Source organism: Agrococcus sp. BE272, from assembly GCF_031457935.1.
In the GTDB taxonomy this organism is placed as follows: Bacteria; Actinomycetota; Actinomycetes; order Actinomycetales; family Microbacteriaceae; genus Agrococcus; species Agrococcus sediminis.
The window spans coordinates 226,882-251,005 of the sequence record NZ_JAVDXL010000002.1; the positions used below are offsets into that span (position 1 = coordinate 226,882).

At 73.5% G+C, this 24,124-nt stretch carries 19 protein-coding genes and 1 pseudogene; 12 read left to right on the forward strand and 8 right to left on the reverse strand.

Features of this window, described 5'->3' with window-relative positions; translation table 11 throughout:
* Window positions 1–6: 6 nt before the first annotated feature.
* The 3 genes from J2X49_RS07500 to J2X49_RS07510 form a co-directional block, all read right to left on the reverse strand.
* Window positions 7–1,389 (reverse strand): sugar transferase, encoded by a 1,383-nt coding sequence (locus J2X49_RS07500; protein WP_310124507.1) that lies wholly within the window; start codon window positions 1,387–1,389, stop codon window positions 7–9.
* A gap of 299 nt (window positions 1,390–1,688) precedes the next feature.
* Window positions 1,689–5,540 (reverse strand): multifunctional oxoglutarate decarboxylase/oxoglutarate dehydrogenase thiamine pyrophosphate-binding subunit/dihydrolipoyllysine-residue succinyltransferase subunit, encoded by a 3,852-nt coding sequence (locus J2X49_RS07505; RefSeq protein WP_310124508.1) that lies wholly within the window; start codon window positions 5,538–5,540, stop codon window positions 1,689–1,691.
* Window positions 5,541–5,633: 93 nt separating this feature from the next.
* Window positions 5,634–6,140 carry an HNH endonuclease gene (locus tag J2X49_RS07510; RefSeq protein WP_310124510.1) on the reverse strand — a complete coding sequence of 169 codons (507 nt, stop codon included), beginning with the start codon at window positions 6,138–6,140 and terminating at the stop codon, window positions 5,634–5,636.
* Window positions 6,141–6,230: 90 nt separating this feature from the next.
* Between J2X49_RS07510 and J2X49_RS07515 the strand changes: the two genes are divergently transcribed.
* The 5 genes and pseudogenes from J2X49_RS07515 to J2X49_RS07535 all read left to right on the forward strand — a co-directional run.
* Window positions 6,231–7,808, forward strand: a complete 1,578-nt coding sequence (locus J2X49_RS07515; protein WP_310124514.1) for a bifunctional 3'-5' exonuclease/DNA polymerase — start codon at window positions 6,231–6,233, stop codon at window positions 7,806–7,808.
* A gap of 18 nt (window positions 7,809–7,826) precedes the next feature.
* Window positions 7,827–9,269, forward strand: coding sequence for a GuaB1 family IMP dehydrogenase-related protein (locus J2X49_RS07520; RefSeq protein ID WP_310124516.1), 1,443 nt, complete (start codon window positions 7,827–7,829; stop codon window positions 9,267–9,269).
* A 63-nt stretch (window positions 9,270–9,332) separates the two neighbouring features.
* Window positions 9,333–10,646, forward strand: coding sequence for a hemolysin family protein (locus J2X49_RS07525; protein ID WP_310124519.1), 1,314 nt, complete (start codon window positions 9,333–9,335; stop codon window positions 10,644–10,646).
* Window positions 10,643–11,686 carry a hemolysin family protein gene (locus tag J2X49_RS07530; RefSeq protein ID WP_310124522.1) on the forward strand — a complete coding sequence of 348 codons (1,044 nt, stop codon included), beginning with the start codon at window positions 10,643–10,645 and terminating at the stop codon, window positions 11,684–11,686. Before J2X49_RS07525 ends, J2X49_RS07530 begins: the two co-directional genes overlap by 4 nt.
* A gap of 167 nt (window positions 11,687–11,853) precedes the next feature.
* Window positions 11,854–12,564: pseudogene (locus J2X49_RS07535) on the forward strand (glycosyltransferase 87 family protein); the annotation flags it as partial.
* Between the two features lie 294 nt (window positions 12,565–12,858).
* Here the strand turns inward: J2X49_RS07535 and J2X49_RS07540 are convergent.
* Together J2X49_RS07540 and J2X49_RS07545 are read right to left on the reverse strand one after the other, a co-directional pair.
* Window positions 12,859–14,085 carry a homoserine O-acetyltransferase gene (locus J2X49_RS07540; protein ID WP_128189668.1) on the reverse strand — a complete coding sequence of 409 codons (1,227 nt, stop codon included), beginning with the start codon at window positions 14,083–14,085 and terminating at the stop codon, window positions 12,859–12,861.
* 22 nt (window positions 14,086–14,107) lie between these two features.
* Window positions 14,108–15,427 (reverse strand): bifunctional o-acetylhomoserine/o-acetylserine sulfhydrylase, encoded by a 1,320-nt coding sequence (locus J2X49_RS07545; protein ID WP_146356838.1) that lies wholly within the window; start codon window positions 15,425–15,427, stop codon window positions 14,108–14,110.
* Between the two features lie 170 nt (window positions 15,428–15,597).
* Here J2X49_RS07545 and J2X49_RS07550 point away from each other — a divergent pair, with 170 nt between their 5' ends.
* Window positions 15,598–16,371, forward strand: coding sequence for an SDR family oxidoreductase (locus tag J2X49_RS07550; RefSeq protein ID WP_310124526.1), 774 nt, complete (start codon window positions 15,598–15,600; stop codon window positions 16,369–16,371).
* Between the two features lie 29 nt (window positions 16,372–16,400).
* Here the strand turns inward: J2X49_RS07550 and J2X49_RS07555 are convergent, their stop codons facing one another.
* Both J2X49_RS07555 and J2X49_RS07560 read right to left on the reverse strand, forming a co-directional pair.
* Entirely contained in the window at window positions 16,401–16,751 is a 351-nt protein-coding gene (locus J2X49_RS07555) for a YciI family protein (RefSeq protein WP_310124528.1), read from the reverse strand.
* 40 nt (window positions 16,752–16,791) lie between these two features.
* A complete protein-coding gene (locus J2X49_RS07560; protein WP_310124531.1) occupies window positions 16,792–18,234 on the reverse strand; it encodes an MFS transporter in 1,443 nt (480 codons plus the stop codon).
* Window positions 18,235–18,319: 85 nt separating this feature from the next.
* Here J2X49_RS07560 and J2X49_RS07565 point away from each other — a divergent pair, with 85 nt between their 5' ends.
* Entirely contained in the window at window positions 18,320–19,108 is a 789-nt protein-coding gene (locus J2X49_RS07565) for a ZIP family metal transporter (protein WP_310124534.1), read from the forward strand.
* Window positions 19,109–19,145: 37 nt separating this feature from the next.
* On the opposite strand, the gene J2X49_RS07570 is transcribed toward J2X49_RS07565, so the two are convergent.
* Complete coding sequence (locus tag J2X49_RS07570) at window positions 19,146–20,654, reverse strand: DUF222 domain-containing protein (RefSeq protein ID WP_310124537.1); 1,509 nt, start codon at window positions 20,652–20,654, stop codon at window positions 19,146–19,148.
* Between the two features lie 346 nt (window positions 20,655–21,000).
* Between J2X49_RS07570 and J2X49_RS07575 the strand changes: the two genes are divergently transcribed.
* From J2X49_RS07575 to J2X49_RS07595, 5 genes are read left to right on the forward strand one after another with little or no spacing between them, the layout of a single operon-like run.
* Complete coding sequence (locus tag J2X49_RS07575; protein WP_128190240.1) at window positions 21,001–21,561, forward strand: DUF177 domain-containing protein; 561 nt, start codon at window positions 21,001–21,003, stop codon at window positions 21,559–21,561.
* Window positions 21,562–21,564: 3 nt separating this feature from the next.
* Complete coding sequence (gene rpmF, locus J2X49_RS07580; RefSeq protein ID WP_128190241.1) at window positions 21,565–21,768, forward strand: 50S ribosomal protein L32; 204 nt, start codon at window positions 21,565–21,567, stop codon at window positions 21,766–21,768.
* Window positions 21,769–21,790: 22 nt separating this feature from the next.
* Complete coding sequence (gene rnc, locus J2X49_RS07585; RefSeq protein WP_310124546.1) at window positions 21,791–22,513, forward strand: ribonuclease III; 723 nt, start codon at window positions 21,791–21,793, stop codon at window positions 22,511–22,513.
* Window position 22,514: 1 nt separating this feature from the next.
* Complete coding sequence (gene mutM, locus J2X49_RS07590) at window positions 22,515–23,447, forward strand: bifunctional DNA-formamidopyrimidine glycosylase/DNA-(apurinic or apyrimidinic site) lyase (RefSeq protein ID WP_310124548.1); 933 nt, start codon at window positions 22,515–22,517, stop codon at window positions 23,445–23,447.
* A gap of 37 nt (window positions 23,448–23,484) precedes the next feature.
* A complete protein-coding gene (locus J2X49_RS07595; protein ID WP_310124550.1) occupies window positions 23,485–24,117 on the forward strand; it encodes a DUF2461 domain-containing protein in 633 nt (210 codons plus the stop codon).
* The last annotated feature ends 7 nt before the right edge of the window (window positions 24,118–24,124 follow it).

A 24,124-nucleotide genomic window follows, 5' to 3' on the forward strand; every position in this document is an offset into this window, starting at 1 on the left:
GCCGCCTCAGTACGCGCCGGCCGGGCGCACCATCACCCGGGCGGTCTTGACCATGATCATGAGGTCCTGCATGACCGACCAGTTCTCGACGTAGCGCAGGTCGAGCCGCACGCTCTCGTCCCACGAGAGGTCGCTGCGCCCGCTGATCTGCCAGAGGCCGGTGATGCCGGGCTTGAGGTACAGCCGGCGCATGACGGTGCCGTCGTAGGCGGTGACCTCGCCGGGCAGCGGCGGCCGCGGCCCGACGACGCTCATGTCGCCCTTCAGCGCGTTCCAGAACTGCGGCAGCTCGTCGAGGGAGTACTTGCGCAGCACGGCGCCCACCCGGGTGACGCGGGGGTCGCTGCGCAGCTTGAACAGCGGGCCGGCGCCCTCGTTCTGCGCCCGCAGGGCCTCGAGCTGCTGCTCGGCGTCGATGCGCATGGTGCGGAACTTCAGCATGCCGAAGGTGCGGCCGTCGCGCCCCACCCGCTGCTGCCGGAACAGCACCGGGCCGGGGGAGTCGAGCCGGATCGCGATCGCGATCGGCACCGCGAGCACCGCGATCGCGAGCAGCGCGCAGGTCGCGACGACGATGTCGAGCGCGCGCTTCAGCACGTGGCGGCCGCCCTCGAACGTGGGGATGCGCACCTGGACGAGCGGGAGGCCGTCGACGGGCCGGAAGGAGATCCTCGGCCCCGCGACGTCGGTGAGCCTGCTGAAGAGCACGAGCTCGGCGCACGTGCCCTCGAGCTGCCTGCTGACGCGCGTCAGGTAGTCGGGATCGGCGTCGGGCTTCGCCGCGACGATGACCGTGTCGGCGCCCATCCGCTCTGCGTTCTCCGCGATCGATGCCTTCGAGGTGAGCACCGGGACCGGCCGGCCGTCGAGCTCGAGCGGGTCGCCGGGGTCTCCCGTGACCGCGGCGCCCACGACCCGGTAGGCGAGGTCGCGGGTGCCCCCGAGCCGCTCGAGCACGTACGCGACCTCGTCGCGGTCGCCGATGATGATGGTGCGCGACGCCCACTCGCCCTCGCGGCGCCGGGCGAGCAGCCAGCGCCGCCACTGCCAGCGGCTGATGAGCAGGCCGACGAGGCCGACGGGCAGTGCGAGCAGCAGCTGCAGCCGCAGCTCCGGCCACTCGGCGACGAGCGCGGCGGCCGCGAGCACGGCGAAGGCGATGCCGGTCGCGTGCGCGACGCGGCGGTACTCGGTCGCGCCGCCGCCGAGGATCGCCGAGTCGCGGGAGTGGAAGGCCGCGAGTGCGACGAGCCACGCGATCATGGTCGCGAGGGGCGCTGCGAGGGCCGGCTCCACGGGCCAGGCGGCGACCTCGATGGCGGCGGTGTCGAGGCCGCCGAGGGCGACGAGCGCCGTCACGGCGAGCACGATCGCGGTGTCCGACGCCACCAGGCGGATGCGGCTGCGGCGCTCCCACTGCAACCGCCTGGCGAGCGTCTGCGTCGCGCGGGGCGACTGCGCACCGGGGAGGGTCAGGGCGGCGGCGGCGCGAGCGCGAGCGCGGACTCCGGGCGGAGCCGCAGCTCCCTGCACCTGGACCACCTGCACCACCCGCTCGACCGTCGTAACACCGTTCTAGAACAGAGTATGCGCGGGATGGATGGGGGCGGCAAGCGACGATCCCCGCATGAGCGGACTCATGCGGGGATCGTCAGGCGGCGCTGAGGCGTTGCTCAGCCGAAGGATGCTCAGCCGAGCGATGCCTCCAGGATGGCCTGCAGCTCCTGCGACGAGCGCTTCGCGGAGCCGGTCGCGGGGCTCGCGGATGCGGCGCGGCCGACCACCTTGAGCGTGCGGCCGTGCAGGTGGCGGGGGAGCGCCAGGTGCACGAACGGCCACGCACCCTGGTTGAGCGGCTCCTCCTGCACCCAGACGAGCTGCGCGTTCGGGTAGCGGTCGACGGCGGCGTTGATCTCGTCCACCGGCAGCGGGTAGAGCTGCTCGACCCGCACGAGCGCGATGTCGCTGCGACCGCGCTTGGCGAGCTCGGCCTTCAGGTCGTAGTGGATCTTGCCCGAGTGCAGCAGCACGCGCGTGACGGCGCCCGCATCCTGCACCTGCTGGTCGTCGATCACCGGCTGGAAGCGGCCGCTCGTGAAGTCCTCGACCGCGCTCGTCGCGTCGCGCAGGCGCAGCATGGCCTTCGGCGTGAAGACCACGAGCGGGCGGCGCGGGCGCGCGTACGCCTGGCGGCGCAGCAGGTGGAAGTGGTTCGCGGGCGTCGACGGCCGGGCGATCGTCATGTTGTTCTCGGCCGACAGCTGCAGGAACCGCTCGATGCGGGCCGACGAGTGGTCGGGGCCCGCGCCCTCGTAGCCGTGCGGCAGCAGCAGCACGAGCGACGACTGCTGGTTCCACTTCTGCTCGGCCGAGGCGAGGAACTCGTCGATCACGATCTGCGCGCCGTTGGCGAAGTCGCCGAACTGCGCCTCCCACAGCACGAGCGCGTCGGGCCGCTCGACCGAGTAGCCGTACTCGAAGGCCATCGCCGCGTACTCGCTCAGGAGCGAGTCGTAGATCGACAGGCGCCCCTGCTGCTCGCCGAGGTTCGCCAGCGGCAGCCACTCCTGGCCGTTGTGCCGGTCGTGCATGACCGCGTGGCGCTGCACGAAGGTGCCGCGACGCGTGTCCTGGCCCGACATGCGCACCGGCGTGCCCTCGAGCAGCAGCGAGCCGAGCGCGAGCAGCTCGCCGAACGCCCAGTCGACGCCGCCCTCGCGGCTCGCCTTGACGCGCTTGTCGAGCACCTGCTTGACCTTCGGGTGCACCGTGAACGACTCGGGCGCGTTGCCGTGCGCGTCGCCGATGGCGGCGATGACGGATGCGTCGACACCGGTCGTCTCGGGCTCGCCCGCGACCGCCTGCTCGGCGTGCGGCGTGACGATGGGCATCGAGCCGGTGGCGGCGGCGTGCGTCTCCATGAACGCCTGCTCGAGCTTGCCCTGGAAGTCGGCCTGCGCCGCCTCGTACTCGTCCTTCGTGATGTCGCCGCGGCCGACGAGGTTCTCGGCGTAGAGCGTGCGCACCGAGCGCTTGGCCTCGATGAGCGAGTACATGAGCGGCTGCGTCATGGTGGGGTCGTCGCCCTCGTTGTGCCCGCGGCGGCGGTAGCAGATGAGGTCGACGACGATGTCGCGCTTGAACTCCTGGCGGTACTGGAACGCGAGCTCGGCGACCCGCACGACGGCCTCGGGGTCGTCGCCGTTCACGTGCAGCACGGGCGCGTGGATCGACTTCGCGATGTCGGTCGCGTAGGTCGACGAGCGCGACTCGCTCGGGGGCGTCGTGAAGCCGAGCTGGTTGTTGACGACAAGGTGGATGGTGCCGCCGGTCTGGTACGCGCGCAGCTGCGACAGCTGGTGCGTCTCGAAGACCACGCCCTGGCCGGCGTTCGCCGCGTCGCCGTGCACGAGGATCGGGAGCACCGAGTGCTCGCCGTCGCCGATGCGGTCCTGCTTGGCGCGGACGATGCCCTCGAGCACGCCGTTGACCGCCTCGAGGTGCGAGGGGTTCGCGGCGAGGTAGACCGGGACGGTCGAGCCGTCGGCGGCGGTGAACTCGCCCTGGTTGCCCAGGTGGTACTTCACGTCGCCGGAGCCCTGGAAGACGGCGGCGCCCTCGAACTCCTGGAACACCTGGCCGTAGGTCTTGCCGGCGATCGAGGTCAGCACGTTGAGGCGGCCGCGGTGCGGCATGCCGATGGCGACCTCGTCGAGGCCCGCCTCGGCGCTGCCGGCGAGCACGGCGTCGAGGAACGCGATCATCGACTCGGCGCCCTCGAGCGAGAAGCGCTTCTGGCCGACGTACTTCGTCTGCAGGAACGTCTCGAAGGCCTCGGCCTCGTTGAGCTTGCGCAGGATGCGCATCTGCTCGTCGTGCGTGGGCTTGACGTACGGCACCTCGAGGTGGCTCTGGAACCACTGGCGCTGCGCCGGGTCGGCGATGTGCATGTACTCGATGCCGATGGTGCGGCAGTAGGTGTCGCGCAGCACGCCGAGGATGTCGCGCAGCAGCGCCGAGCGCTTGCCGCCGAAGCCGCCGGTGACGAACTCGCGGTCGAGGTCCCAGAACGAGAGGCCGTGCTGCTCGATCTCGAGGTCGGGGTGGGTGCGCTGCACGTACTCGAGCGGGTCGATGTCCGCCATGAGGTGGCCGCGCACGCGGAACGAGTTGATGAGCTGCGCCACGCGCGTCTGCTTCGAGAGCTCGTCGGCGGCGCGCACGGAGACGTCGGTCGACCACTTGATCGGCTCGTACGGGATGCGCAGGTCGGCGAAGATGCCGCGGTAGAAGTCCTGCTCGCCCACGAGCAGACCGTGCACGATCTTCAGGAACTCGCCCGAGCCGGCGCCCTGGATCACGCGGTGGTCGTAGGTCGAGGTCATGGTGACCGTCTTGCCGATGCCCGCCTCGGCGAGCCGCTCGGGGCTCGAGCCCATGAACTCCGCCGGGTAGTCGAGCGCGCCGACGCCGATGATGGCGCCCTGGCCCTGCATGAGGCGCGGCACCGAGTGCACGGTGCCGATGCCGCCCGGGTTCGTGAGCGAGATGGTGGTGCCGGCGAAGTCGCCGGCCTCGAGCTTGTTTGCCCGCGCCTTCTTGACGAGCGCCTCGTAGGCGGCCACGAACTCCGAGAAGTCCATCGTCTCGCAGCTCTTGATGCTCGGCACGAGCAGCGCGCGCGAGCCGTCGGGCTTCGGCATGTCGATCGCGATGCCGAGGTTGATGTGCGGCGGGGCGACCATCGCGGGCTTGCCGTCGATCTCGTCGTAGTAGACGTTCTGGCTCGGGAAGGCCTTGAGCGCCTGCACGAGGGCGTAGCCGATGATGTGCGTGAACGAGACCTTGCCGCCGCGCGTGCGGCGCAGGTGGTTGTTGATGACGATGCGCTGGTCGATCATCAGCTTCGCCGGCACGGTGCGCACGCTCGTCGCGGTCGGCACCGACAGCGACTTGTCCATGTTGGCGGCGAGCGACTTCGGCATGCCGCGGAGGGTGGTGACGACCGGCTCCTCGGTCGGCTTCGCCTCCTTCGCCGCCTGCTTGTCGCTCGCGGTCGGCGCGTCGGCGGGCACGGGCTTCGGGCGCGCCGCCTGGCGCGTCGTGCGAGCGACGATGCCGCCGTCGGCCTTGGCGGGGGCGGGCGTGTCGGCCTGGCCCTCGGTGTTCTCCTGCGGCGCGTCCTGGTTGCGCTGGCCCTCGCCGGAGTCGACGGGCTGGTCGGGGCGCGACTCGGCGCGGACGGGCTTCCGCGGCGGCGCGGGCTGCTTGGGCGGGGCGGGCGTCGCGGCGGGAGCGGCGGGCGCCTCGGTCGCCGCCGCGGGCTTCGGCGGCTCCGCCGTGGCGGTCGCGGTCGCGGCCTTGGGCGCCTCGCTCATGCCGGTGGCAGCACCGCCGCCGTCACGCTGCGCGGCGTACCGCTCGAGGATGGGCCACCACGACTGGGCGACCGACCCCCTGTCCTTCACGAAGAGCTGGTACTGCTCCTCGACGAGCCACTCGTTCGCTCCGAAGTCACTGTCGTCCGCCGGGCTGGACACGGTATCGATCGCCTCTTCCGATGTTCTTCTCGGGCATGCCGCAGGCAGTCCGCGGCGACATCGCCCTCCAGCATAGTCGCGCTGAGGCCGCGCTCAGTGCCGCAGGCCGAGCTCCGTGAGGTCGACGCCGGCGGCCTCGACGGCGAGCAGCATGACCTCGCGGCGCCACACGACGCGCGGCTCGAAGCGCAGCGGCATGCCGGCCTCGCTCGGCGTGCGGTCGCCCTTCGCGCCGTTGCACGCCACGCACGCCGTGATGGTGTTGAGCCACGTCGATGCGCCGCCGCGCGAGGCGGGGTGGATGTGGTCGATCGTCGCGCCCGGCCCCTCGCAGTAGGCGCAGCGGCGGCGGTCGCGGTCGAGCACGCCCCGCCTGCTCCACGGCATGCGGTCGTACAGCCGGGTGTGGGGGATCTGCACGTACTCGTTGAAGACCACGACGCGCGGCACGGGCAGCTCGAGCGAGTTCGACCGGATCGTGCCGTCGGCGGCGAGCATGATCTGCGCCCGCTCCTTGACGATGAAGGCGACGGCGCGCTGCAGCGAGGCGACGCCGATCGGCTCGAGCGTCGCGTTGAGCACCACCACCTGCGCGGTCATCGCACTGCCTCCAGGGACATGGTGCACCACGCCGGTGAACGGGGGCTATGGGCGCGCGAGCGCGTGGGCGGCGCGGCGTAGCCTCGGGCCATGGATGTCGCGGTCGTGCCGCTGGCGCACGGCGAGCGCATGGCGGTGGCGACGCTCGACGGCGAGCGGGCCGTCGACGTGCGCGCCCACGACGCGCAGCGCATCGCCGACGACGAGCGCCTGGCGCAGGCGGGCGCGCGCCTCGTGTGGCAGGACGCGCGGGCGGTCGTGCCGGCGCTGCTCGCGGCCGGGGTGCGCATCGAGCGCGCGCGCGACGTGCGGCTCGTGCACCGCATCCTCGTCGATGCGCGCGGGCTCCCGCTCGAGGAGCGCTGGTCGCGGCCGCTCCGGCGCGACGCCGAGGGCCTCTTCTCGCTCGCGCCCGAGGCCGAGCCGCTCGGCGAGCTCGCGCTGCAGCTCGGCGCCCAGGAGCGCGCGATCGGGGCCGACACGGGCCTCGCGATGCTGGCCGGGGCGGAGTCGATGGGGGCGGTGGTCGCGACCGAGCTCGGCCGCGAGGGCCTGCCGTTCGACCGCGCGAGGCACGATGCGCTGCTCGTCGAGGCGCTCGGCGAGCGCGGCGCCGGCGCCGGCGGCAGGCCGCGGCGCATGGAGCAGCTCGCCGGCGAGGTGCGCGCCGCGCTCGGCGAGCCCGGCCTCAACCCCGACTCGCCGCAGGAGGTGCTGCGGGCGCTGCGGCGCGCCGGCCTCGACGCGTCCTCGACGTCGCGATGGGAGCTGCGCGAGCTCGAGCACCCCGCGATCGGGCCGCTGCTGGCGTACAAGCGGCTCTCGCGGCTCCACACGGCCAACGGCTGGGCGTGGGCGCAGCGGTGGGCGCGGGTCGACGAGCGGGGCCGCTGCCGGCTCGCGATCGAGTACGTGCCGGGAGGCGTCGTCACCGGCCGGTGGGCGACGGAGGGCTCGGGGGCGATGCAGATCGCGCGGCAGATCCGCGGCGCGGTCGCGGCCGAGCCCGGCATGCGCCTCGTGGTCGCCGACGCCGCGCAGCTCGAGCCGCGCGCGCTCGCCGCGCTCGCCCGCGACAAGGCGCTCGCGGAGGCGGGGCGCGGTGCCGACCTCTACCAGGGGCTCGTCGACCGGGGCGTGGTCGACAGCCGCCAGCACGGCAAGCTCGGCATGCTGGGCGCCCTCTACGGCGGCACGACCGGCGAGTCGGCGGTGGTGCTGCCGCGCCTCGCCCGCGCCTATCCGAAGGCGCTCGCGGCGGTCGAGCAGGCGGCGCGGGCCGGTGAGCGGCGCGAGCGCGTGCGCACGTGGCTCGGGCGCACGTCGCCGCTGCCGCCGCGCTGGCGCGACGACGAGCGCGGCGCCCGGCAGGCGCGGGCCTGGGGCCGGTTCACGCGCAACTTCGTCGTGCAGGGCACCGCCGCCGAGTGGGCGCTCGCCTGGATGGCCGGCGTGCGCCGCGCGATCCGCGACGTCGAGGGCGCGGCGCTCGTGTGCTTCCTGCACGACGAGGTGATCGTGCAGGCGCCGGCGGAGCACGCGGATGCGGTGGCCGAGTCGGTGCGCGAGGCGGCGGCGCTCGCGGGCCGCGTGCTCTTCGGCGACTTCCCGGTCGACTTCCCGGTGCAGACCGCGGTCGTCGACGACTGGGGTCAGGCGAAGGACTGACCGCTCTACCCTGGTGGCATGCGCTTCATCGACGACCTGCCGGAGCACGACCTCACCTACTCCGACGTGTTCCTGGTCCCCAGCCGCAGCGACGTCGGCTCCCGCATGAGCGTCGACCTCTCGCCCGACGACGGCACGGGCGCGTCGCTGCCGATCGTCGCCTCGAACATGAGCTCGGTCACCGGCCCGCGCATGGCGGCGACGCTCGCGCGGCGCGGCGGCATGGCGGTGCTCACGCAGGACCCGCCGCTCGACGAGACGGTCGCGTCGATCGACTGGGTGAAGGCGCAGCCGGTGCGGCTCGAGTCGCCGCACCGGGCGAGCGCCGACGACGTCGTGCAGGACGTGCTCGAGCGGGTGCCGGCGATGGCCGGGCACGCGGTGGTCGTCGAGGACGCCGACGGCACGCTGCTCGGCGCGATCCCGGCGGAGCGGCTCGGCTCGGCGCTCGGCGACGCGCGGCTCGGCGACCTGCTGCACTCGCACCTGCCGCACCTGTCGCCGGCGGACGCGGTCGACGGCCGCTCGATGTTCGCCGCGCTCGAGCGCGAGGGCGTCGACGTCGCGCCGGTCGTCGAGGAGGGCAGGGCGGTCGGGATCGCCTCGCGCCTCGGCGCCATCCGCTCCGACATCTACCGTCCCGCCCTCGACGCATCCGGCCGCTTGAGCGTCGCCGCCGCGGTCGGCATCAACGGCGACCCCGGAGCGAAGGCGAAGGCCCTCGTCGACGCGGGCGCCGACGTGATCGTCGTCGACACGGCGCACGGCCACCAGGAGGGGATGCTGCGAGCGCTCGAGGCGGTCCGCGCCGCGGTGGGCGACGACGTGCCGGTCGCCGCGGGCAACATCGTCTCGTCCGACGGCGTCCGCGACCTCGTCGCGGCGGGCGCGTCGATCCTGAAGGTGGGCGTCGGTCCGGGCGCCATGTGCACGACGCGCATGATGACGGCCGTCGGGCGGCCGCAGTTCTCGGCGGTGCTCGACACCTCGGCGACCGCGATCGAGCTCGGCGCGCGCGTGTGGGCCGACGGCGGCGTGCGCTACCCGCGCGACGTCGCGCTCGCGCTCGCCGCCGGCGCCTCGAGCGTGATGATCGGCTCGTGGTTCGCCGGCACGATCGAGGCGCCGGGGCGGCTGCAGCGCGACGGGCAGGGCCGCCTCTACAAGGAGTCGTGGGGCATGGCGTCGACGCGCGCGGTGCTCGGGCGCTTCGGCCAGCTCGACGCCTACGAGCTCGCGCGCAAGCGGCTCTTCGCCGAGGGCATCTCGTCGTCGACGATCCTGCTCGACCCGCAGCGGCCGAGCGTCGAGGACCTCGTCGACATGATCACCGCCGGCGTGCGCTCGTCGTTCACGTACGCGGGTGCCGACACGGTGCCGGCGTTCCGCGAGCGGGCGCGGGTCGGCGTGCAGTCGGCGGCCGGCTACGAGGAGGGCAAGGCGCTGCCGGTCTCGTGGTGAGCCCCGGTAGGATGCCCGGGTGAACGACGACAGTCATAGTCCCTCGCCGGACCCGATCCGCTGATGGATGCGATCCTCATCTCCATCGGCGTGGTGCTCACGATCGGGACCGGCCTCTTCGTGGCGAGCGAGTTCGCGCTCGTCAACCTCGACCGCTCCGAGCTCGAGGCGCGCCGCGCCCGCGGCGAGGGCCGGCTCGAGGGCACGATCAAGGCGCTTCGCCAGACCTCGACGCACCTCTCGAGCGCGCAGCTGGGCATCACGCTCACGACGCTGCTCACCGGCTACACGATGGAGCCGGCCATCTCGCGCCAGCTCACGCCCGTGCTGGTCTCGTGGGGGCTCGACGAGGGCTTCGCGGATCCGCTCTCGAGCGTGATCGCGATGACCGGCGCCACCGTGCTGTCGATGATCGTCGGCGAGCTCGTGCCCAAGAACTTCGCCCTCGCGCGGCCGCTCGGCACCGCGATCGCCGTCACCCCCTTCCAGCGCGCCTTCACCGCGATCTTCAAGCCCGCGGTCCTGGCGCTCAACGGCTCGGCCAACGGCATCCTGCGCTCCATCGGCCTCGAGCCGAAGGAGGAGCTCTCGGGCGCCCGCACCGCCGAGGAGCTCTCGACGCTCGTGCGGCGCAGCGCCATGGAGGGCGCGCTCGACGCCGGCGCGGCCACGCTGCTCTCCCGCACGCTCCGCTTCTCCGAGCTCAGCGCCGGCGACGTCATGACGCCCCGCCCGCGCGTGCAGGCGATCGAGCGCTCCGAGTCGGTCGCCGACCTCGTGGCCCTCGCGCACGCGACCGGGCTGTCGCGGTTCCCCGTCATCGACGGCGACCTCGACGAGGTGCAGGGCATCGCCCACATCAAGCAGGCGATCGCCGTGCCGCGCGATCGCCGCGCCGACGTGCCGGTCGCCGCGATCGCCGAGGAGCCGCACCGCGTGCCGGAGTCGCTGCACCTCGACGCGCTGCTGTCGGACCTCAAGGAGCGCGGCTACCAGATGGCGATCATCGTCGACGAGTACGGCGGCACCGCCGGCATCGCGACCCTCGAGGACCTCATCGAGGAGGTCGTCGGCGAGGTGGCCGACGAGCACGACCGCCACCTCGTCGAGGTCGTGCAGGGCCCCGGATGGGTGACGTTCCCGGGCTCGCTGCGCCCCGACGAGCTGCTCGAGCGCACGCGCGTCGCCGTGCCGCCCGACGGCCCCTACGAGACGATCGGCGGCTTCATCATGGCCGAGCTGGGCTCGCTGCCCGCCGTCGGCGACACGGTCGACGTCGAGGGCGGCAGCCTGCGCGTCGAGCGCGTCGACGGCCGCCGCGTCGACCGCGTGCGGTTCACCGCGAGGCCGACCGCGACCGAGGAGGGGCACCGATGAGCGAGGACTGGCTGGGCATCCTCTGGCTCGTGATCCTGCTGATCGCGAACGCCTTCTTCGTCGGCGCCGAGTTCGCCGTCATCTCGGCGCGGCGCAGCCAGATCGAGCCGCTCGCCGACCGCGGCAACCGCGCCGCGAAGCTCGCGCTGTGGGCGATGGAGCACGTCTCGCTCATGCTGGCGATGTGCCAGCTCGGCATCACCATCTGCTCGCTGCTCATCCTCAACGTCTCCGAGCCGGCGATCCACCACCTGCTCGAGGGGCCGCTCGCGTTCACGGGCCTCGCGCCCGAGGTCGTCTCGGTCGTGGCGTTCGTGATCGCGCTGCTGCTCGTCACGTACCTGCACGTCGTGCTCGGCGAGATGGTGCCGAAGAACGCCGCGTTCTCGGTGCCCGACCGCGCGGTGCTGCTGCTCGCCCCGCCGCTCGTGCTCATCTCGCGCGTGTTCAAGCCCGTCATCTGGCTGATGAACGCGGTCGCGAACGGCATCCTGCGGCTCTTCCGCGTCGAGCCGGTCGACGAGGCGTCGAGCACCTTCACGATCGACGAGGTCGAGACGATCGTCGAGACCTCGAAGCGCGAGGGGCTGCTGTTCGACCCGACGGGCGCCATCTCGCGCACGTTCGAGTTCACCGAGCGCCGGGTGCGCGACGTGGCGCTGCCGCTCGACGAGATCGTCACGCTGCCCGCGGGGGCGACGCCCGGCGACGTCGAGGCGGCCGTGCGCGAGCGCGGCTTCTCGCGCTACGTGATCTCCGACGCCGAGGGCCACCCGACCGGTTACGTGCACATCAAGGACGTGCTGGGCGCCGACGACGTGCAGGCCGACGAGCCCGTGCCGGCCAAGCGCATCCGCCAGCTCGCCTCGATCTACGAGGAGTCGGATGTCGAGGACGCGCTCGCGATCATGCGCTCGACGGGTGCGCACATCGCGCGGTCGTTCGACGCGGAGGGCGCGACGACCGGCCTGCTGTTCCTCGAGGACATCATCGAGGAGCTCGTCGGCGAGGTCCGCGACGCCACGAGGAGGCTCTTCTGACGCGCGACCGGGCGTGGCTGTGGCTCGCGTTCGGGGGCGTGCACGCGCTGCTCGCGATCCTCTCCATCCCGAGCGTCTCTGACGCCTACGGCGACGTGCTCTACGTCTACCCGTCGTGGGTGGAGCGCGGCGAGCAGGGGGAGTGGCTCGGGGTCGACGTGCCGTGGGTGTACCCGCTGCTGGCGTGGGCGCCGATCCTCGTGGCCGACGTGCTGGGCCCGGATGCGCTGCCGCTCGTGTGGATGCTCATGGTGACGGCCATCGACGCGGTCGCGCTGCGCATGCTGCTCGACGTGCCGCGCGGGCGCACGATGGCGTGGACGTGGCTCGGGCTGCAGCTCGCGCTCGGGCCCGTCGCGCTCGGCCGGATCGACACGGTCGCGGTCGCGGTCTGCATCATCGGCCTCGCGGTGCTGCGCGGGGGCCGTCCGGGCATCGCGGCGGCGGCATTCACGGTCGCGGCGTGGATGAAGGTGTGGCCCGGCGTGCTCTACCTCGCGATGCTGATCGCGCGGCGGGAGCGGATGCGCGTGCTCGCCGCGGGCGCGCTCGTGTCGGCGGGCGTGCTGGGCGTCGCGCTCCTGCTGGGGTCGGAGCATCCGCTGTCGTTCCTGACGCAGCAGGAGGACCGCGGGCTGCAGATCGAGGCGATCGCGGCGACCCCGTACATGTGGGCGGCGACGGTCGACGAGGCGCTCGTGTTCTTCGACCGCCAGATCTGGACGTTCCAGGTGGGCGGCGACGGCGTGCGCACGGTCTCGGCGCTCGCGACGCCAGTGCTCGTGGCGGTCGTGGTGCTGCTGTGCGCGGTCGGCGCGATCGCGGTGCGTCGCTCGCACGGGCGCGAGGCGATCGTGTGGCTCGCGGTGGCGATGGTCGCGGCGCTCATCGTCACGAACAAGGTCGGCTCGCCGCAGTTCGTCCTGTGGCTCGTCGTGCCCGCGCTGCTGCTCGCCGAGGCGGGCGCGCGCCGGCACTGGCGGGGCGTCGGGGCGATCGCGCTCGTCGCGGTGCTCACCCAGGTGCAGTTCCCCTGGACCTACGACTGGCTCGTGGTCGCGCATCCGGCGGCCGTGCTGCTGCTCACGGTGCGGAACCTCGTGCACGTCGGCATCCTCGTCGGGGCGGTGTGGATGCTGCTGCGGGCCGCGCGGCGCGGGCCGTTCGCCGTCTCAGCCGAGGAGCGTCGCGAGCAGGTCGCCCACGCGGCGGGACTCGATGAGGAAGGCGTCGTGGCCGAAGCCGCTCTCGAGCACGACGGGCTCGGGGCCCGAGACGCTCGTGGGGAGCCCGGCCGCGAGCCGCTGCTGATCGGCGACCGGGAAGAGCCGGTCGCTCGTGATGCCGACGACGAGCGCCGGTGAGGTGACGCGCTCGAGCGCAGCCTCGACGCCGCCGCGGCCGCGCCCGACGTCGTGCGTGCTCATCGCGTCGACGAGCCGCACGTAGGAGCCCGCGTCGAAGCGGCGCGTGAAGCGGTTGCCGTGCACGTCGAGGTACGACTCGACCTGGAAGCGGCCGCCGTGGAGCGGGTCGACGCTCGACTGCCACTCGCGCCGGAAGCGCTCGTTGAGCTCGTGCGGCGAGCGGTAGCCGAGCATCGCCATGCGGCGCGCGAGGGCGAGCCCGCGCGCGGGGCCCGCGTGGCCGGGCAGGTCGTAGAAGTCGCCGCCGAGCCAGCCCGGGTCGGTCGTGACGGCCTCGATCTGCAGCGTGTTCTGGGCGATCTGGTCGGCGCTCGTCGCCGCGTTCGAGGCGAGCAGCGCCGCGCTGCCGACGCGCTCGGGGTGCTCGATCGCCCACTCGAGCGCGTGCATGCCGCCCATCGAGCCGCCGACGACCGCGTGCCAGCGCTCGATGCCGAGCGCGTCGGCGAGGCGGCGCTGCGCCTCCACCTGGTCGCGGATCGTGACGCGCGGGAAGCGGGAGCCCCACTCGACGCCGTCGTGGTCGAGCGAGGCGGGCCCCGTGGAGCCCTGGCAGCCGCCCAGCATGTTGGGGGCGACGACGAAGAATCGGTCGGTGTCGATCGCCAGGCCCGGGCCGACGACGTCCTCCCACCAGCCGGCGGTCGCGTGCCCGGGGCCGGCGGGGCCGCGGACGTGGCTGTCGCCCGTGAGCGCGTGGAGCACGAGCACGGCGTTGCCGCGCCGCTCGTCGAGGCGACCCCACGTCTCGTAGGCGAGCACGGCATCCGCCACCGTGCCGCCCGCCTCGACCGCGAGGTCGCCGATGCGGGCGAAGCGCCGGTCGCCAGGGTCGTCGCCGGGCCGCCAGGCGCCCGTGACCGGCACGGGGCGCGCGTCGGTCGCGGCGGCGTGGGTGGATGCGGGGTCGGCGAGCCGGGAGGCGGGCACCCTGGCGGCGGGCTGGGCGTCGTCGCTCAGCTGCCAGTCCACGGGTGCCCGCCTCCGCCCGGTCTCAGGCCGCGGCCGCGTCGAGCTCCGCCGCCTTCGCGGCGGCCGCCTCGAGGCCGCGGCCGAGGTCGGCGATGAGGTCGTCGACGTGCTCGATGCCGACCGAGAGGCGCACGAGGCCCGGGGTGACGCCGGCGGTGAGCTGCTGCTCGGGCGTCAGCTGCGCGTGGGTCGTCGAGGCCGGGTGGATGACGAGCGAGCGCACGTCGCCGATGTTCGCCAGGTGGCTGAAGAGCTCGAGCGACTCGACGAGCGCCTTGCCCGCCTCGACGCCGCCGGCGAGCTCGAACGACAGCACCGCGCCGGTGCCGCGCGGCGCGATCTGCTGGCCGCGCTCGTGCCACGGGCTCGACGGGAGGCCCGCGTAGTGCACCTGCGTCACCTGCGGGTGCGCCTGCAGGAACTGCGCGACGGCGGTGGCGTTCGCGACGTGGCGGTCGAGGCGCAGCGAGAGCGTCTCGATGCCCTGCAGCAGCTGCCACGCGGTGTCGGGGGAGGAGGATGCGCCGACGTCGCGCAGCAGCGTCACGCGCGCCTTGATGATGTACGCGATCGCGTCGCCGAGCGCCTCGGTGAAGGTGACGCCGTGGTACGACTCGTCGGGCGTCGTGAGGCCCGGGAACTTGTCCGACGCCGACCACGCGAAGCGCCCGCCGTCGACGATGGCGCCGGCGACGACGGAGCCGTGGCCGCCGAGGAACTTCGTCGCCGAGTGCACGACGATGTCGGCGCCGTGCTCGAGCGGGCGGATGAGGTACGGCGTCGCGATCGTGTTGTCGACGATGAGCGGCACCCCGGCGTCGTGCGCGACGCTCGAGACGCCCGCGATGTCGAGCAGGTTGATGCGCGGGTTGCCGATCGTCTCGGCGAACAGCGCCTTGGTGTTGGGGCGGATGGCGCGGCGCCACTCGTCGAGGTCGTCCTGGTCCTCGACGAAGGTCACCTCGACGCCGAGCTTCCGCAGCGTGAAGTGGAAGAGGTTGTAGGTGCCGCCGTAGATCGACGACGACGAGACGATGTGGTCGCCGGCGTTCGCGATGTTGAGGATCGCGTAGGTGGTCGCGGCCTGGCCCGAGGCGAGGAGGAGGGCGGCGCTGCCCCCTTCGAGCGCGGCGATGCGCTGCTCGACGACCTCGTTGGTCGGGTTCATGATGCGCGAGTAGATGTTGCCGAACTCGGCGAGGCCGAACAGGCGGGCGGCGTGGTCGGCGTTGTCGAACACGTAGGAGGTGGTGCGGTAGACGGGCGTGATGCGCGCCTTGGTGGTGGGGTCGGGCTGCGCGCCCGCGTGCACCTGCAGGGTCTCGAACTTCCAGTCGCTCATGGCGGTCTCCTCGGGTGGGCTGGGGCTCAGGTCGTGCTCCAGCGTGCGCCGTCCGGGCGCTGCGCGCCAGGCGGGTGCGACGCGCGGCGTAACACTCGGGCGCGGGCGCGGTCCTGCCGGGCGGGGCCGCCGAGTGGCGCCGGGCGGCCGTCGGATGCTTGCATGGCGGCATGAGCGAGAAGCGGCTGATCATCACGGGGGCGTCGAGCGGCATCGGGGAGGCGGTGGTGCGGCAGTCGGTCGCGCGCGGCTGGACGGTACTCGCCGTCGCGCGCCGGGCGGAGCGGCTCGAGGCGCTGCGCGCGGAGACCGGCTGCGAGGTGCTCTCGGCCGACCTGACCGACGAGGCCGACATCGAGCGGCTCGCCCACGCGGCTGCCGCGTTCCGCCCCACCGGGCTCGTGCAGGTCGCGGGCGGGGCGAAGGGCGCCGCGCCGCTCGCCGAGACGACGATCGAGGACTGGCGGTGGATGTTCGAGGCGAACGTCATCGGCACGAAGCGCGTCATCGACGCGGTGCTGCCGCTGCTGCGCGCGTCGACGGCCGATGGCGGCTACGCCGAGATCATGGTCGTCACGTCGATCGCGGCGACCGTCGCGTACCAGAACGGCTCCGGCTACAACGCCGCGAAGTCGGCAGAGAAGCAGCTCGTCGACGTGCTGCGGCTCGAGCTGCACGGCGAGCCGATCCGGGTGATGGAGGTCGCGCCCGGGATGGTGTGGACCGAGGAGTTCAGCCTCGTGCGCTTCGGCGGCGACCGGGCGAAGGCCGACGCCGTCTACAAGGACGTGCAGGACCCGCTCTCGGCCGACGACGTCGCCCAGGTGATGACCGACATCCTCGCCCTGCCCGGGCACGTGTCGGTCGACGAGACCATCATCAAGCCGGTCGCGCAGACGCACCCGTGGATGGTGCACAAGGGGCCGCTGCAGGCGAAGGCCTGAGCGCTCGCCCCGCGCCGTGCGGGGGCCGGCTACGGCTGCGGGATGGTGCCGCCGCTGTGCACGAGGCGCACCTCGACCCCGCCGCTGCCGCGGATGACCGGGTTGGTGCCGGCGATCGCGAGCGCGGCAGCCTCGTCGGCCGCCTCGATGACGTACACGCCGGCGACCGCCTGGGGTGCGTCGATGAACGGGCCGTCGGCGACGCCGTCGGGGCGGATCGCCTTGGCGAGCGCCCGCGGTGTGAACGCGTAGGCCGCGCGCATGGCGCCGGATGCGGCGAGCTCGTCGCCGTGCCCGTCGGGCTCGGCGAGGTCGGCCTCGCTCGCGTCGAGCGCGTGCGCGGAGTCGTCGGCGTAGATCAGCACTGCGTAGAGCGGCATGGGTCCTCCTCAGGCCGTCGGGGCGTCGGGGTGTCAGGGGTCACCGGGTCGATGCTGCGGGCGCGATCTCCGGCTCGGGCTCGGGGTCGGCGAAGGCGAGGCGCGGCACGGCGATGAGTCCCGCGGCTGCGACGAGCGCGGTGACGCCGCACACGATCCAGACGACGATGTAGCCGCCGATGCTCGCGGCCGTGCCGATCGCGCCGACCGCGAGCACGATCGCGAAGACCGACGACGCGAACGAGCCGCCGATCGTCTTCGTGGTGTTCGTCATGGCCGCTGCGACGCCGGTCTGCCCGCGCGGCGCTGCGGCCGCCGCGGCCGCCGGCAGCGCGCCGACGAGCGCGCCGGATCCGACGCCGGCGATCGCCATGCAGGCGAAGACCTGCCACACCTCGAGGTGGAAGGGCACGAGCAGCAGGTAGCCGACGCCGACCAGCGTCGCCGCGACGATGAGCAGCAGCCGGGGACGGATGCGCGCCGACAGCGCCGCGAGGAGGCCTGCGCCGACGATGAGCGAGAGCAGGTAGACGCCGATGAGGATCGAGCGGCCGGAGGCGTCGAGCCCGAGGCCGTAGCCGAGCGCCGGGTCGGTGCCGGCGTAGGTGGCGAGCGGCGTCTGCGCGCCGAGCAGGCTGACGCCGACGAGCCCCGCGGTGAGCTGCACGGGCCACATCTCGGGCCGGCGCATGACGCGCAGGTCGATCGCCGGGTCGTCGCGGCCGAGCACCCAGCGGCCGAACGGCAGCAGCAGCGCCACGCCGACGAGCATGACGGCCCAGCCCCACCACGCATCCGCCCCACCGATCTTGAGGAACGTGAGGCCGGAGGTGATGGTGAGGAGCGAGAGCGCGAGCAGCACGAAGCCGCCGGCGTCGAGGCTGCGGCCCGGGAGCGGCTCGGACTCCGGCACGCCCCAGAGGATCGCGAAGAACGTCAGCGTCACCATGGCAGCGGGCACCATGAGCGTCGGACTCATCGCCTCGTCGAAGGCGCCCAGCGCGACCGCGGAGCCGAGGGCGCCGAGGATCGCGCCCGCCTGCAGCGCGATGACGAGCAGGCCCGCGGCACGGCGGGTGGTCGAGGCGGCGGCGCCGGCGCGACGGCCGCGGTCGAAGATGAGGGCGACCTCGAGCGGCAGCCACACGGAGTACGCGCCTTGGAGCGAGAAGGCGATGAGGTAGCTCCAGAAGTCGCCTGAGAACGCCATCCACCAGCTCGCGGCGGCGGTGATGACGGTCGAGAGCAGCAGCATGCGCTTGTGGCCCTGCATGTCGCCGAGCTTGGCGAGCACGGGCACCATGAGCGCCGACAGCAGCAGCTGCCCGGCCTCGAACCAGTTGACGTCGGCATCGGTGACCGACAGGTGGCGGGCGATGTCTGGGGTGAGGGTGACGTACCAGCCCTGCAGCACGCCGCTCGTGAGCTCGACGCACACGAGCCAGCCGATGAGCGCGAGGGGCACGGCGCGGGTCGCTGACACGTGAGCATCATGGCACCGACACCCGCCCTCGAGCCGCGACGGGATCCGTCCCCCACGCCGGCCGCCTCGGTCGTACCCTGACCGCATGGGGCAGTCTCTGCTGTTCGGCGCCATCGCCTCGAGCGCGCTGATCATCGGCGCGCTGATCGGCGTGCGGTTCGAGCTGCCGAAGCGGCTGCTCGCCGTGCTGCTCTCGTTCGCGGCGGGCGCGCTCATCACGGCGCTCGCGTTCGAGCTCTTCGAGGACGCCTTCGAGAAGGGCGGCATCTGGCGCGCGGCGATCGGCCTGTTCGTCGGCGCGCTCGTCTTCACGCTGCTGAGTGCGCTGCTCGACCGGGCCGCGCAGCCGGGCACGGGGAAGGCGGCGGACGAGCACCCGGGGAGCGCGAAGCTCGACACGGACGCGGCGGCGTCCGATCGCCCGGCGACGAAGGCGACGACGCGGGGTGCGGCGGGGCTGGCGCTGCTCGCCGCGGTCACGCTCGACGGCGTGCCGGAGAACGTCGCGATGGGCGTCTCTCTGAGCGAAGGCTCCGGGGGGCTCGCGCTGCTCGCCGCCATCTTCGTCTCGAACCTGCCGGAAGCGCTCGTCGGTGCGTCGTCGATGCGCGCGCAGGGGTTGTCGAGGGGCAAGATCCTGGGGCTGTGGTCGGTCTGTGCGCTGCTGCTCGTGGGCGGGGTGGTGCTCGGCGCCGGCCCCCTCGCGGTGGTCGACGAGCAGACCATCTCGCTGCCGCTCGCCTTCGCGGCGGGCGCGGTCATCGCATCCCTGGCCGACACGCTGATGCCGGAGGCCTACGAGCACGGAGGGCCAGCCGTCGCGATGAGCACGGCAGCGGGCTTCGTGCTGTCGTTCGTGCTGTCGCTCGCCTGATCTGCCGGGGCTGCCGCGCCCGCGCAACCCACGAGGCTCAGAAGGGTGGCGGGACGCCGGGTGGTGCGGTGCCGGAGGTGACGGGAAGTCCCCAGACCGGGTCGCGCTCAGCGAAGGCCGGGCCCTGCGGTTCCGGTTCGTCGCGGATGACCTTCCCGAGGGGTGTCGTCCACTCGAGCACGCCGTCGGACAGCTGCCGGACGCTCCATCGTGTCGAGTGCTTCATGGTGTGGTGCCTTCGGCAGAGGTGCGCCAAGTTCTCGATGCTCGTCGGCCCGCCCGCAGCGTGGTCGATCGTGTGGTCGAGGTCGGCGCGGGAGACGGGGTTGCCGCACCCAGGCCAGCGGCAGCGGCCATCCCGCGCGCGGAGCCATCGTCGCTGGGCGCGGTTGGGCGTGTAGGTGTCGACGGTGACGGGCAGCCCGGTGACCGGATGGGTGAAGAGCCGCTCCCAGGTGGCGGTGTCCGCCGCGAGCGTGCGCACGGTGGCGGGGTCGACCAGCACGCGACCGTCGAGCAGCGCCGGGAATCGCAGCTGCGGCTCGTCCGCGTCGTCGGTGTCGCGCAGCAGCTCGGTCGCGGGCACGGTGATCGCGACGGTGGCCGTCAGTGCGTTGGTCGCGTGCAGGTCATCCGGCGTCTGGCCGGTGAGGAGCAGCTCGCAGAACGCGTCGGCGCGGAACTGGTCCCAGGTGCGCGGGTCGTCCTTCGGCTTCGATCGAGCGGCCTGCGTGAGCCGGTCGAAGATGCCGGCGCCGACGATCGCGGGCACGCGGGCGCCGATGTCGACCATCCCGTCGCCGGCGTCGACCATCCACACGTCGCGCCGCTCCATCGCCGCCCGGTGCCGCTGCTGCAGCGGCTGGGTGAGCGCCTGGTCGACGATCCGCTTCGACCGCGACCGCAGGCGGGCGGGCGTGGTCGTCTCGGCGATCGCGACGAGCTCCCGCTCGACGCGGGCGCGCTCGGCCTGGTCGGCGTCGACGTCGCTGCGCAGCGGGTGGGTCGCCTGCTCGATGACGCGGAGGTGGCCGGCGGAGATGCGGCCGCACTTGTGGGCCTCGTGGGCGGCGGGCAGCTCGGTCACCGTCTGCCACGCGTCGGTGATCCGCCGCTCGACGGCCCGGTCGGACTGCCGCAGCTCCGCCGCGAGCAGCGACGCCGCCTCCCGCAGCGCGGTGACGACCTCGCCGCCCTCGTCGCGGACGCGCTGGAAGCGCGCGGCGAGCAGCTCCCGCTCGCGCGCCTCGAGTCGCGCCCGCTGCGCCTGCAGCGCCTTGATCTGGCCGGTGAACTGCTCCTCGCGGCGCAGCCAGGCGGCGCGTTCGGACTCGGCCGGGCCGGGCAGCGGCGGGACCTGCATGCGGCCCTCGATGACCGCCTCGAGCTCGTCGGGCGTGAGCGCCGCGAGCCGCTCGCCCCAGTCGCGGTCGAACGCCGCGAGCTCGTCCTCGAGCTCGGCCGCGGTGCGCCCGTACGGGTCGATCGCGCCGGCGCGGATCGACGCGATGTAGTCCTCCGCGTCGAGGCCCCAGTCGCCGTCCATGCAGGCATGGAACCACGGGGCACTGACATGGCATCCGCCCCCCATCCGCTGGTCGAGGAGGCCGGCGGAGCCGGCCGTCTCGAGACCACCCCGCTGCCGACCGCACGTGGTCTCGTGACGCGAGCGGGCTGCGACCGCGTGCTTCTCGACCAAGCGGGAGGAGGGGAGCGGGCGGGCAACCCGCGGAGTGGTCTCGACTCGCGGTGCCGCCTTCGGCGGCGCCGCGCTCGACCAGCGGAGCGGAAGCGGCGGCGCCGCGGCGCGACCAGTGGCGTGAGGGCGAGCGGGGCGAGGGGAGGAGGCGGGCGCGGCGGGAGCACCTCCGCGCCGCACGTAGACTGGAGGCATGGCCACCCCCCACCCGTTCGCGCTCAGCGTGCGCGACATCGTGCACAAGCCGGGCCGGATGCGCGAGGTCGAGGAGACCGCCCCCTTCGGGGAGAAGGTCGGCGAGGGCCTCGCCGCGGTGCTGCCCGACCAGCCGATCGACCTCGACGTGCGCCTCGAGAGCGTCCACGAGGGCATCCTCGCCACGGGCACGGCCTCCGTCACCGCCCTTGCGACCTGCGCGCGCTGCCTCGCGGAGTTCGACCTGGACGTCGATGTCGACTTCCTCGAGCTCTTCGCGTATGATGGTGCGTCGGAATCCGACTATCTCGTGGTCGACGAAACTGTCGACCTCCTTCCGGTAGTCAGGGACGCGGTCGTGCTGGCGCTGCCGTTCCAGCCGGTCGACCGACCGGACTGCTCAGGGCTCGATCCTGAGACAGGGGAGCGGCTCGAGCCGGGCACCGATCTCGTGCCGGAGGAGACCATCGATCCGCGATGGGCAGCACTCCAGGGATTCGCACAAGACGTAGCCGACGAACCGTCGGATGATGACGCCCAGGCGTCGAAGAAGGAGTGAGCAATGGCTGTTCCCAAGAGGAAGATGTCGCGGTCGAACACCCGTGCGCGCCGTTCGCAGTGGAAGGCCGAGGCGCCCAAGCTGGTCAAGACCGTCGAGGGCGGCAAGACCGTCTACAGCCTCCCGCACCGCGCGAAGGTCGTCGAGGACTCGGCCGGCACGCCGCTGTACATGGAGTACAAGGGCCGCAGGGTCGCCGACGTCTGATCCCTCGCGGATCCTTCGTCGCATGACGGACCACGCGGTTCCCGCGGGCCAGCGCCGACTGCTCGAGCAGCTCGGGGTCGACATCGACCCCGAGCTGCTGTCGTTGGCGCTCACGCACCGCTCCTGGGCCTATGAGCACGGCGGCGTGCCGCACAACGAGCGCCTCGAGTTCCTCGGCGACTCGATCCTCGGCCAGGCGATCACGATCGAGCTGTACCGCCGATTCCCCGACTCGACCGAGGGCGAGCTCGCGAAGCGCCGCGCCGGCGTCGTGTCGACGGTCGCGCTCGCCGAGGTCGCGCGCGCGATCGGGCTCGGCGAGCACATCCTGCTCGGCAAGGGCGAGGCCGCGTCGGGCGGCGCCGGCAAGGCGTCGATCCTCGCCGACACCATGGAGGCGCTCTTCGGCGCCGCATTCCTGAGCGCCGGCCACCGCGCATCCGCCGACCTCGTGCTGCGCCTCGTCGGCCCGCTGCTCGACGATCCGGGCCGCACCGGCGCCGCGCTCGACCCGAAGACGGCGCTGCAGGAGGTCGCGGCCGCGCTCGGCATGGGCGCGCCCGTCTACGAGCTCGAGGCGACCGGCCCCGACCACGCCCGCACGTTCGCCGCGCGGGTGCGGATCGACGGCGAGGTCGTCGCCGAGGGCACGGGCACGAGCAAGAAGGTCGCCGAGATGGCGGCAGCGCTGGCCGCGCACGGCCGCCTCACCGCCGAGGCGGCTCCGGCCGCCCCGGGCGCCTGACGTGCCGGAGCTGCCCGAGGTCGAGGTCGTGCGCGCGGGCCTCGCGCCCGCCGTCACCGGCGCCCGGGTCGAGGGCGTCGAGGTGCTCGACAGCCGCTCGATCGCCCGCCACCCCGGCGACGCCGCCGCCTTCGAGGCCGCCCTCGTCGGCCGCACCCTCGGCGCGCCCGCGCGGCGCGGCAAGTTCCTGTGGGTGCCGCTGCTCGGCGCCCCTGGGGATGGCCCGGCCGACGGGCCCGACGGCGGCCGGGGCCCGGGCATGACGGATGCGCTCCTCGCGCACCTGGGGATGTCCGGCCAGCTGCTGGTGCGGGAGGTCGGCGCGCCCGCCGACCGCCACACGCGCATCCGCCTGCTCCTCGATCAGCCGTCGCTGCACGCTGCCGGTCGCGGTCCGCTCGAGGTGCGCTTCGCCGACCAGCGCATCTTCGGCGGCCTCGCCGTGCGCCCGCTCGTCGACGGCGTGCCCGACCAGGCCGCGCACATCGCGCTCGATCCGGTCGACCCCGCCTTCGACGCATCCGCGGTCGCGCGGCGCCTCCGCCGCCGCAGGCAGGGCGTGAAGGCGGCGCTGCTCGACCAGACGCTCGTGTCGGGCATCGGCAACATCTACGCCGACGAGGCGCTCTGGCGCAGCCGCCTGCACTACGCGACGCCGGGGGAGCGGCTGACGCAGGCGCGGGCGCTCGCGCTGCTCGCCGACGTGCGCGACGTGCTCGAGCAGGCGCTCGCCGAGGGCGGCACGTCGTTCGACGCGCAGTACGTGAACGTCAACGGCCAGGCCGGCTACTTCGAGCACCGCCTGAACGCCTACGGCCGCGGCGGCCTGCCGTGCCCGCGCTGCGGGGCGACGATGGTGCGCGAGCCGTGGGCCAACCGCTCGTCGACGCGCTGCCCGCGCTGCCAGCGCAGGCCCCGCGGCATCGCCGCCTGACGGCGCCGGCAGAGGCGGCCGCGCGTAGGCTCGAGGGATGGCCTTCGAAGGATTCACCCCCGACGCGTTCGCCTTCTACCGCGAGCTCGAGGCGCACAACGAGAAGCCGTGGTGGCAGGAGAACAAGCCGCGCTACGACGCGGCCGTGCGCGCGCCGTTCGAGGCGCTCGCCGAGGAGCTCGAGCCCATCGCGAGCGCCGTCAAGCTCTACCGGCCGTACCGCGACGTGCGCTTCAGCCACGACAAGACGCCGTACAAGACGCGGCAGGGGCTCTTCGCGCAGCGCGCGCCCGGCATCGGCTGGTTCGTCAACCTCGACGCCTCGGGCGTCTCGCTCGGCGGCGGCTTCTTCGGCGACGCGACGTTCACGAAGGCCTACCGGGCGGCGGTCGAGGCGGCCGCGCCCGGCACCGAGCTCGAGCGCATCGTCGCCGACCTCGAGCAGGCTGGGTACGACCTCGGCGGCGAGCAGCTGAAGACCGCGCCGCGCGGCGTCGACCCGGCGCACCCGCGCATCGCGCTGCTGCGCCGCAAGTGGCTCACGGCCAGGCGGCAGCTGTCGCCGGCGGACGCCTCCGGCCCGGGCCTGCTCGACGCCCTCTTCGACACCGTGGACGACCTGCAGCCGCTCGTCGGCTGGGCCGCAGCGCACATCGCGCCCAAGCGCTGAACCGCTG

Bases quoted from the DNA above. Each gene is read 5' to 3' on its own strand.
- J2X49_RS07570 (WP_310124537.1), bottom strand. From the start codon at position 20,654: ATGGACGGCGACTGGGGCCTCGACGCGGAGGACTACATCGCGTCGATC.
- J2X49_RS07545 (WP_146356838.1), bottom strand. From the start codon at position 15,427: ATGAGCGACTGGAAGTTCGAGACCCTGCAGGTGCACGCGGGCGCGCAG.
- J2X49_RS07555 (WP_310124528.1), bottom strand. From the start codon at position 16,751: ATGCCGCTCTACGCAGTGCTGATCTACGCCGACGACTCCGCGCACGCG.
- J2X49_RS07595 (WP_310124550.1), top strand. From the start codon at position 23,485: ATGGCCTTCGAAGGATTCACCCCCGACGCGTTCGCCTTCTACCGCGAG.
- rnc (WP_310124546.1), top strand. From the start codon at position 21,791: ATGACGGACCACGCGGTTCCCGCGGGCCAGCGCCGACTGCTCGAGCAG.
- J2X49_RS07510 (WP_310124510.1), bottom strand. From the start codon at position 6,140: ATGACCGCGCAGGTGGTGGTGCTCAACGCGACGCTCGAGCCGATCGGC.
- J2X49_RS07515 (WP_310124514.1), top strand. From the start codon at position 6,231: ATGGATGTCGCGGTCGTGCCGCTGGCGCACGGCGAGCGCATGGCGGTG.
- J2X49_RS07575 (WP_128190240.1), top strand. From the start codon at position 21,001: ATGGCCACCCCCCACCCGTTCGCGCTCAGCGTGCGCGACATCGTGCAC.
- J2X49_RS07525 (WP_310124519.1), top strand. From the start codon at position 9,333: ATGGATGCGATCCTCATCTCCATCGGCGTGGTGCTCACGATCGGGACC.
- J2X49_RS07530 (WP_310124522.1), top strand. From the start codon at position 10,643: ATGAGCGAGGACTGGCTGGGCATCCTCTGGCTCGTGATCCTGCTGATC.
- J2X49_RS07550 (WP_310124526.1), top strand. From the start codon at position 15,598: ATGAGCGAGAAGCGGCTGATCATCACGGGGGCGTCGAGCGGCATCGGG.
- rpmF (WP_128190241.1), top strand. From the start codon at position 21,565: ATGGCTGTTCCCAAGAGGAAGATGTCGCGGTCGAACACCCGTGCGCGC.
- J2X49_RS07520 (WP_310124516.1), top strand. From the start codon at position 7,827: ATGCGCTTCATCGACGACCTGCCGGAGCACGACCTCACCTACTCCGAC.
- J2X49_RS07565 (WP_310124534.1), top strand. From the start codon at position 18,320: ATGGGGCAGTCTCTGCTGTTCGGCGCCATCGCCTCGAGCGCGCTGATC.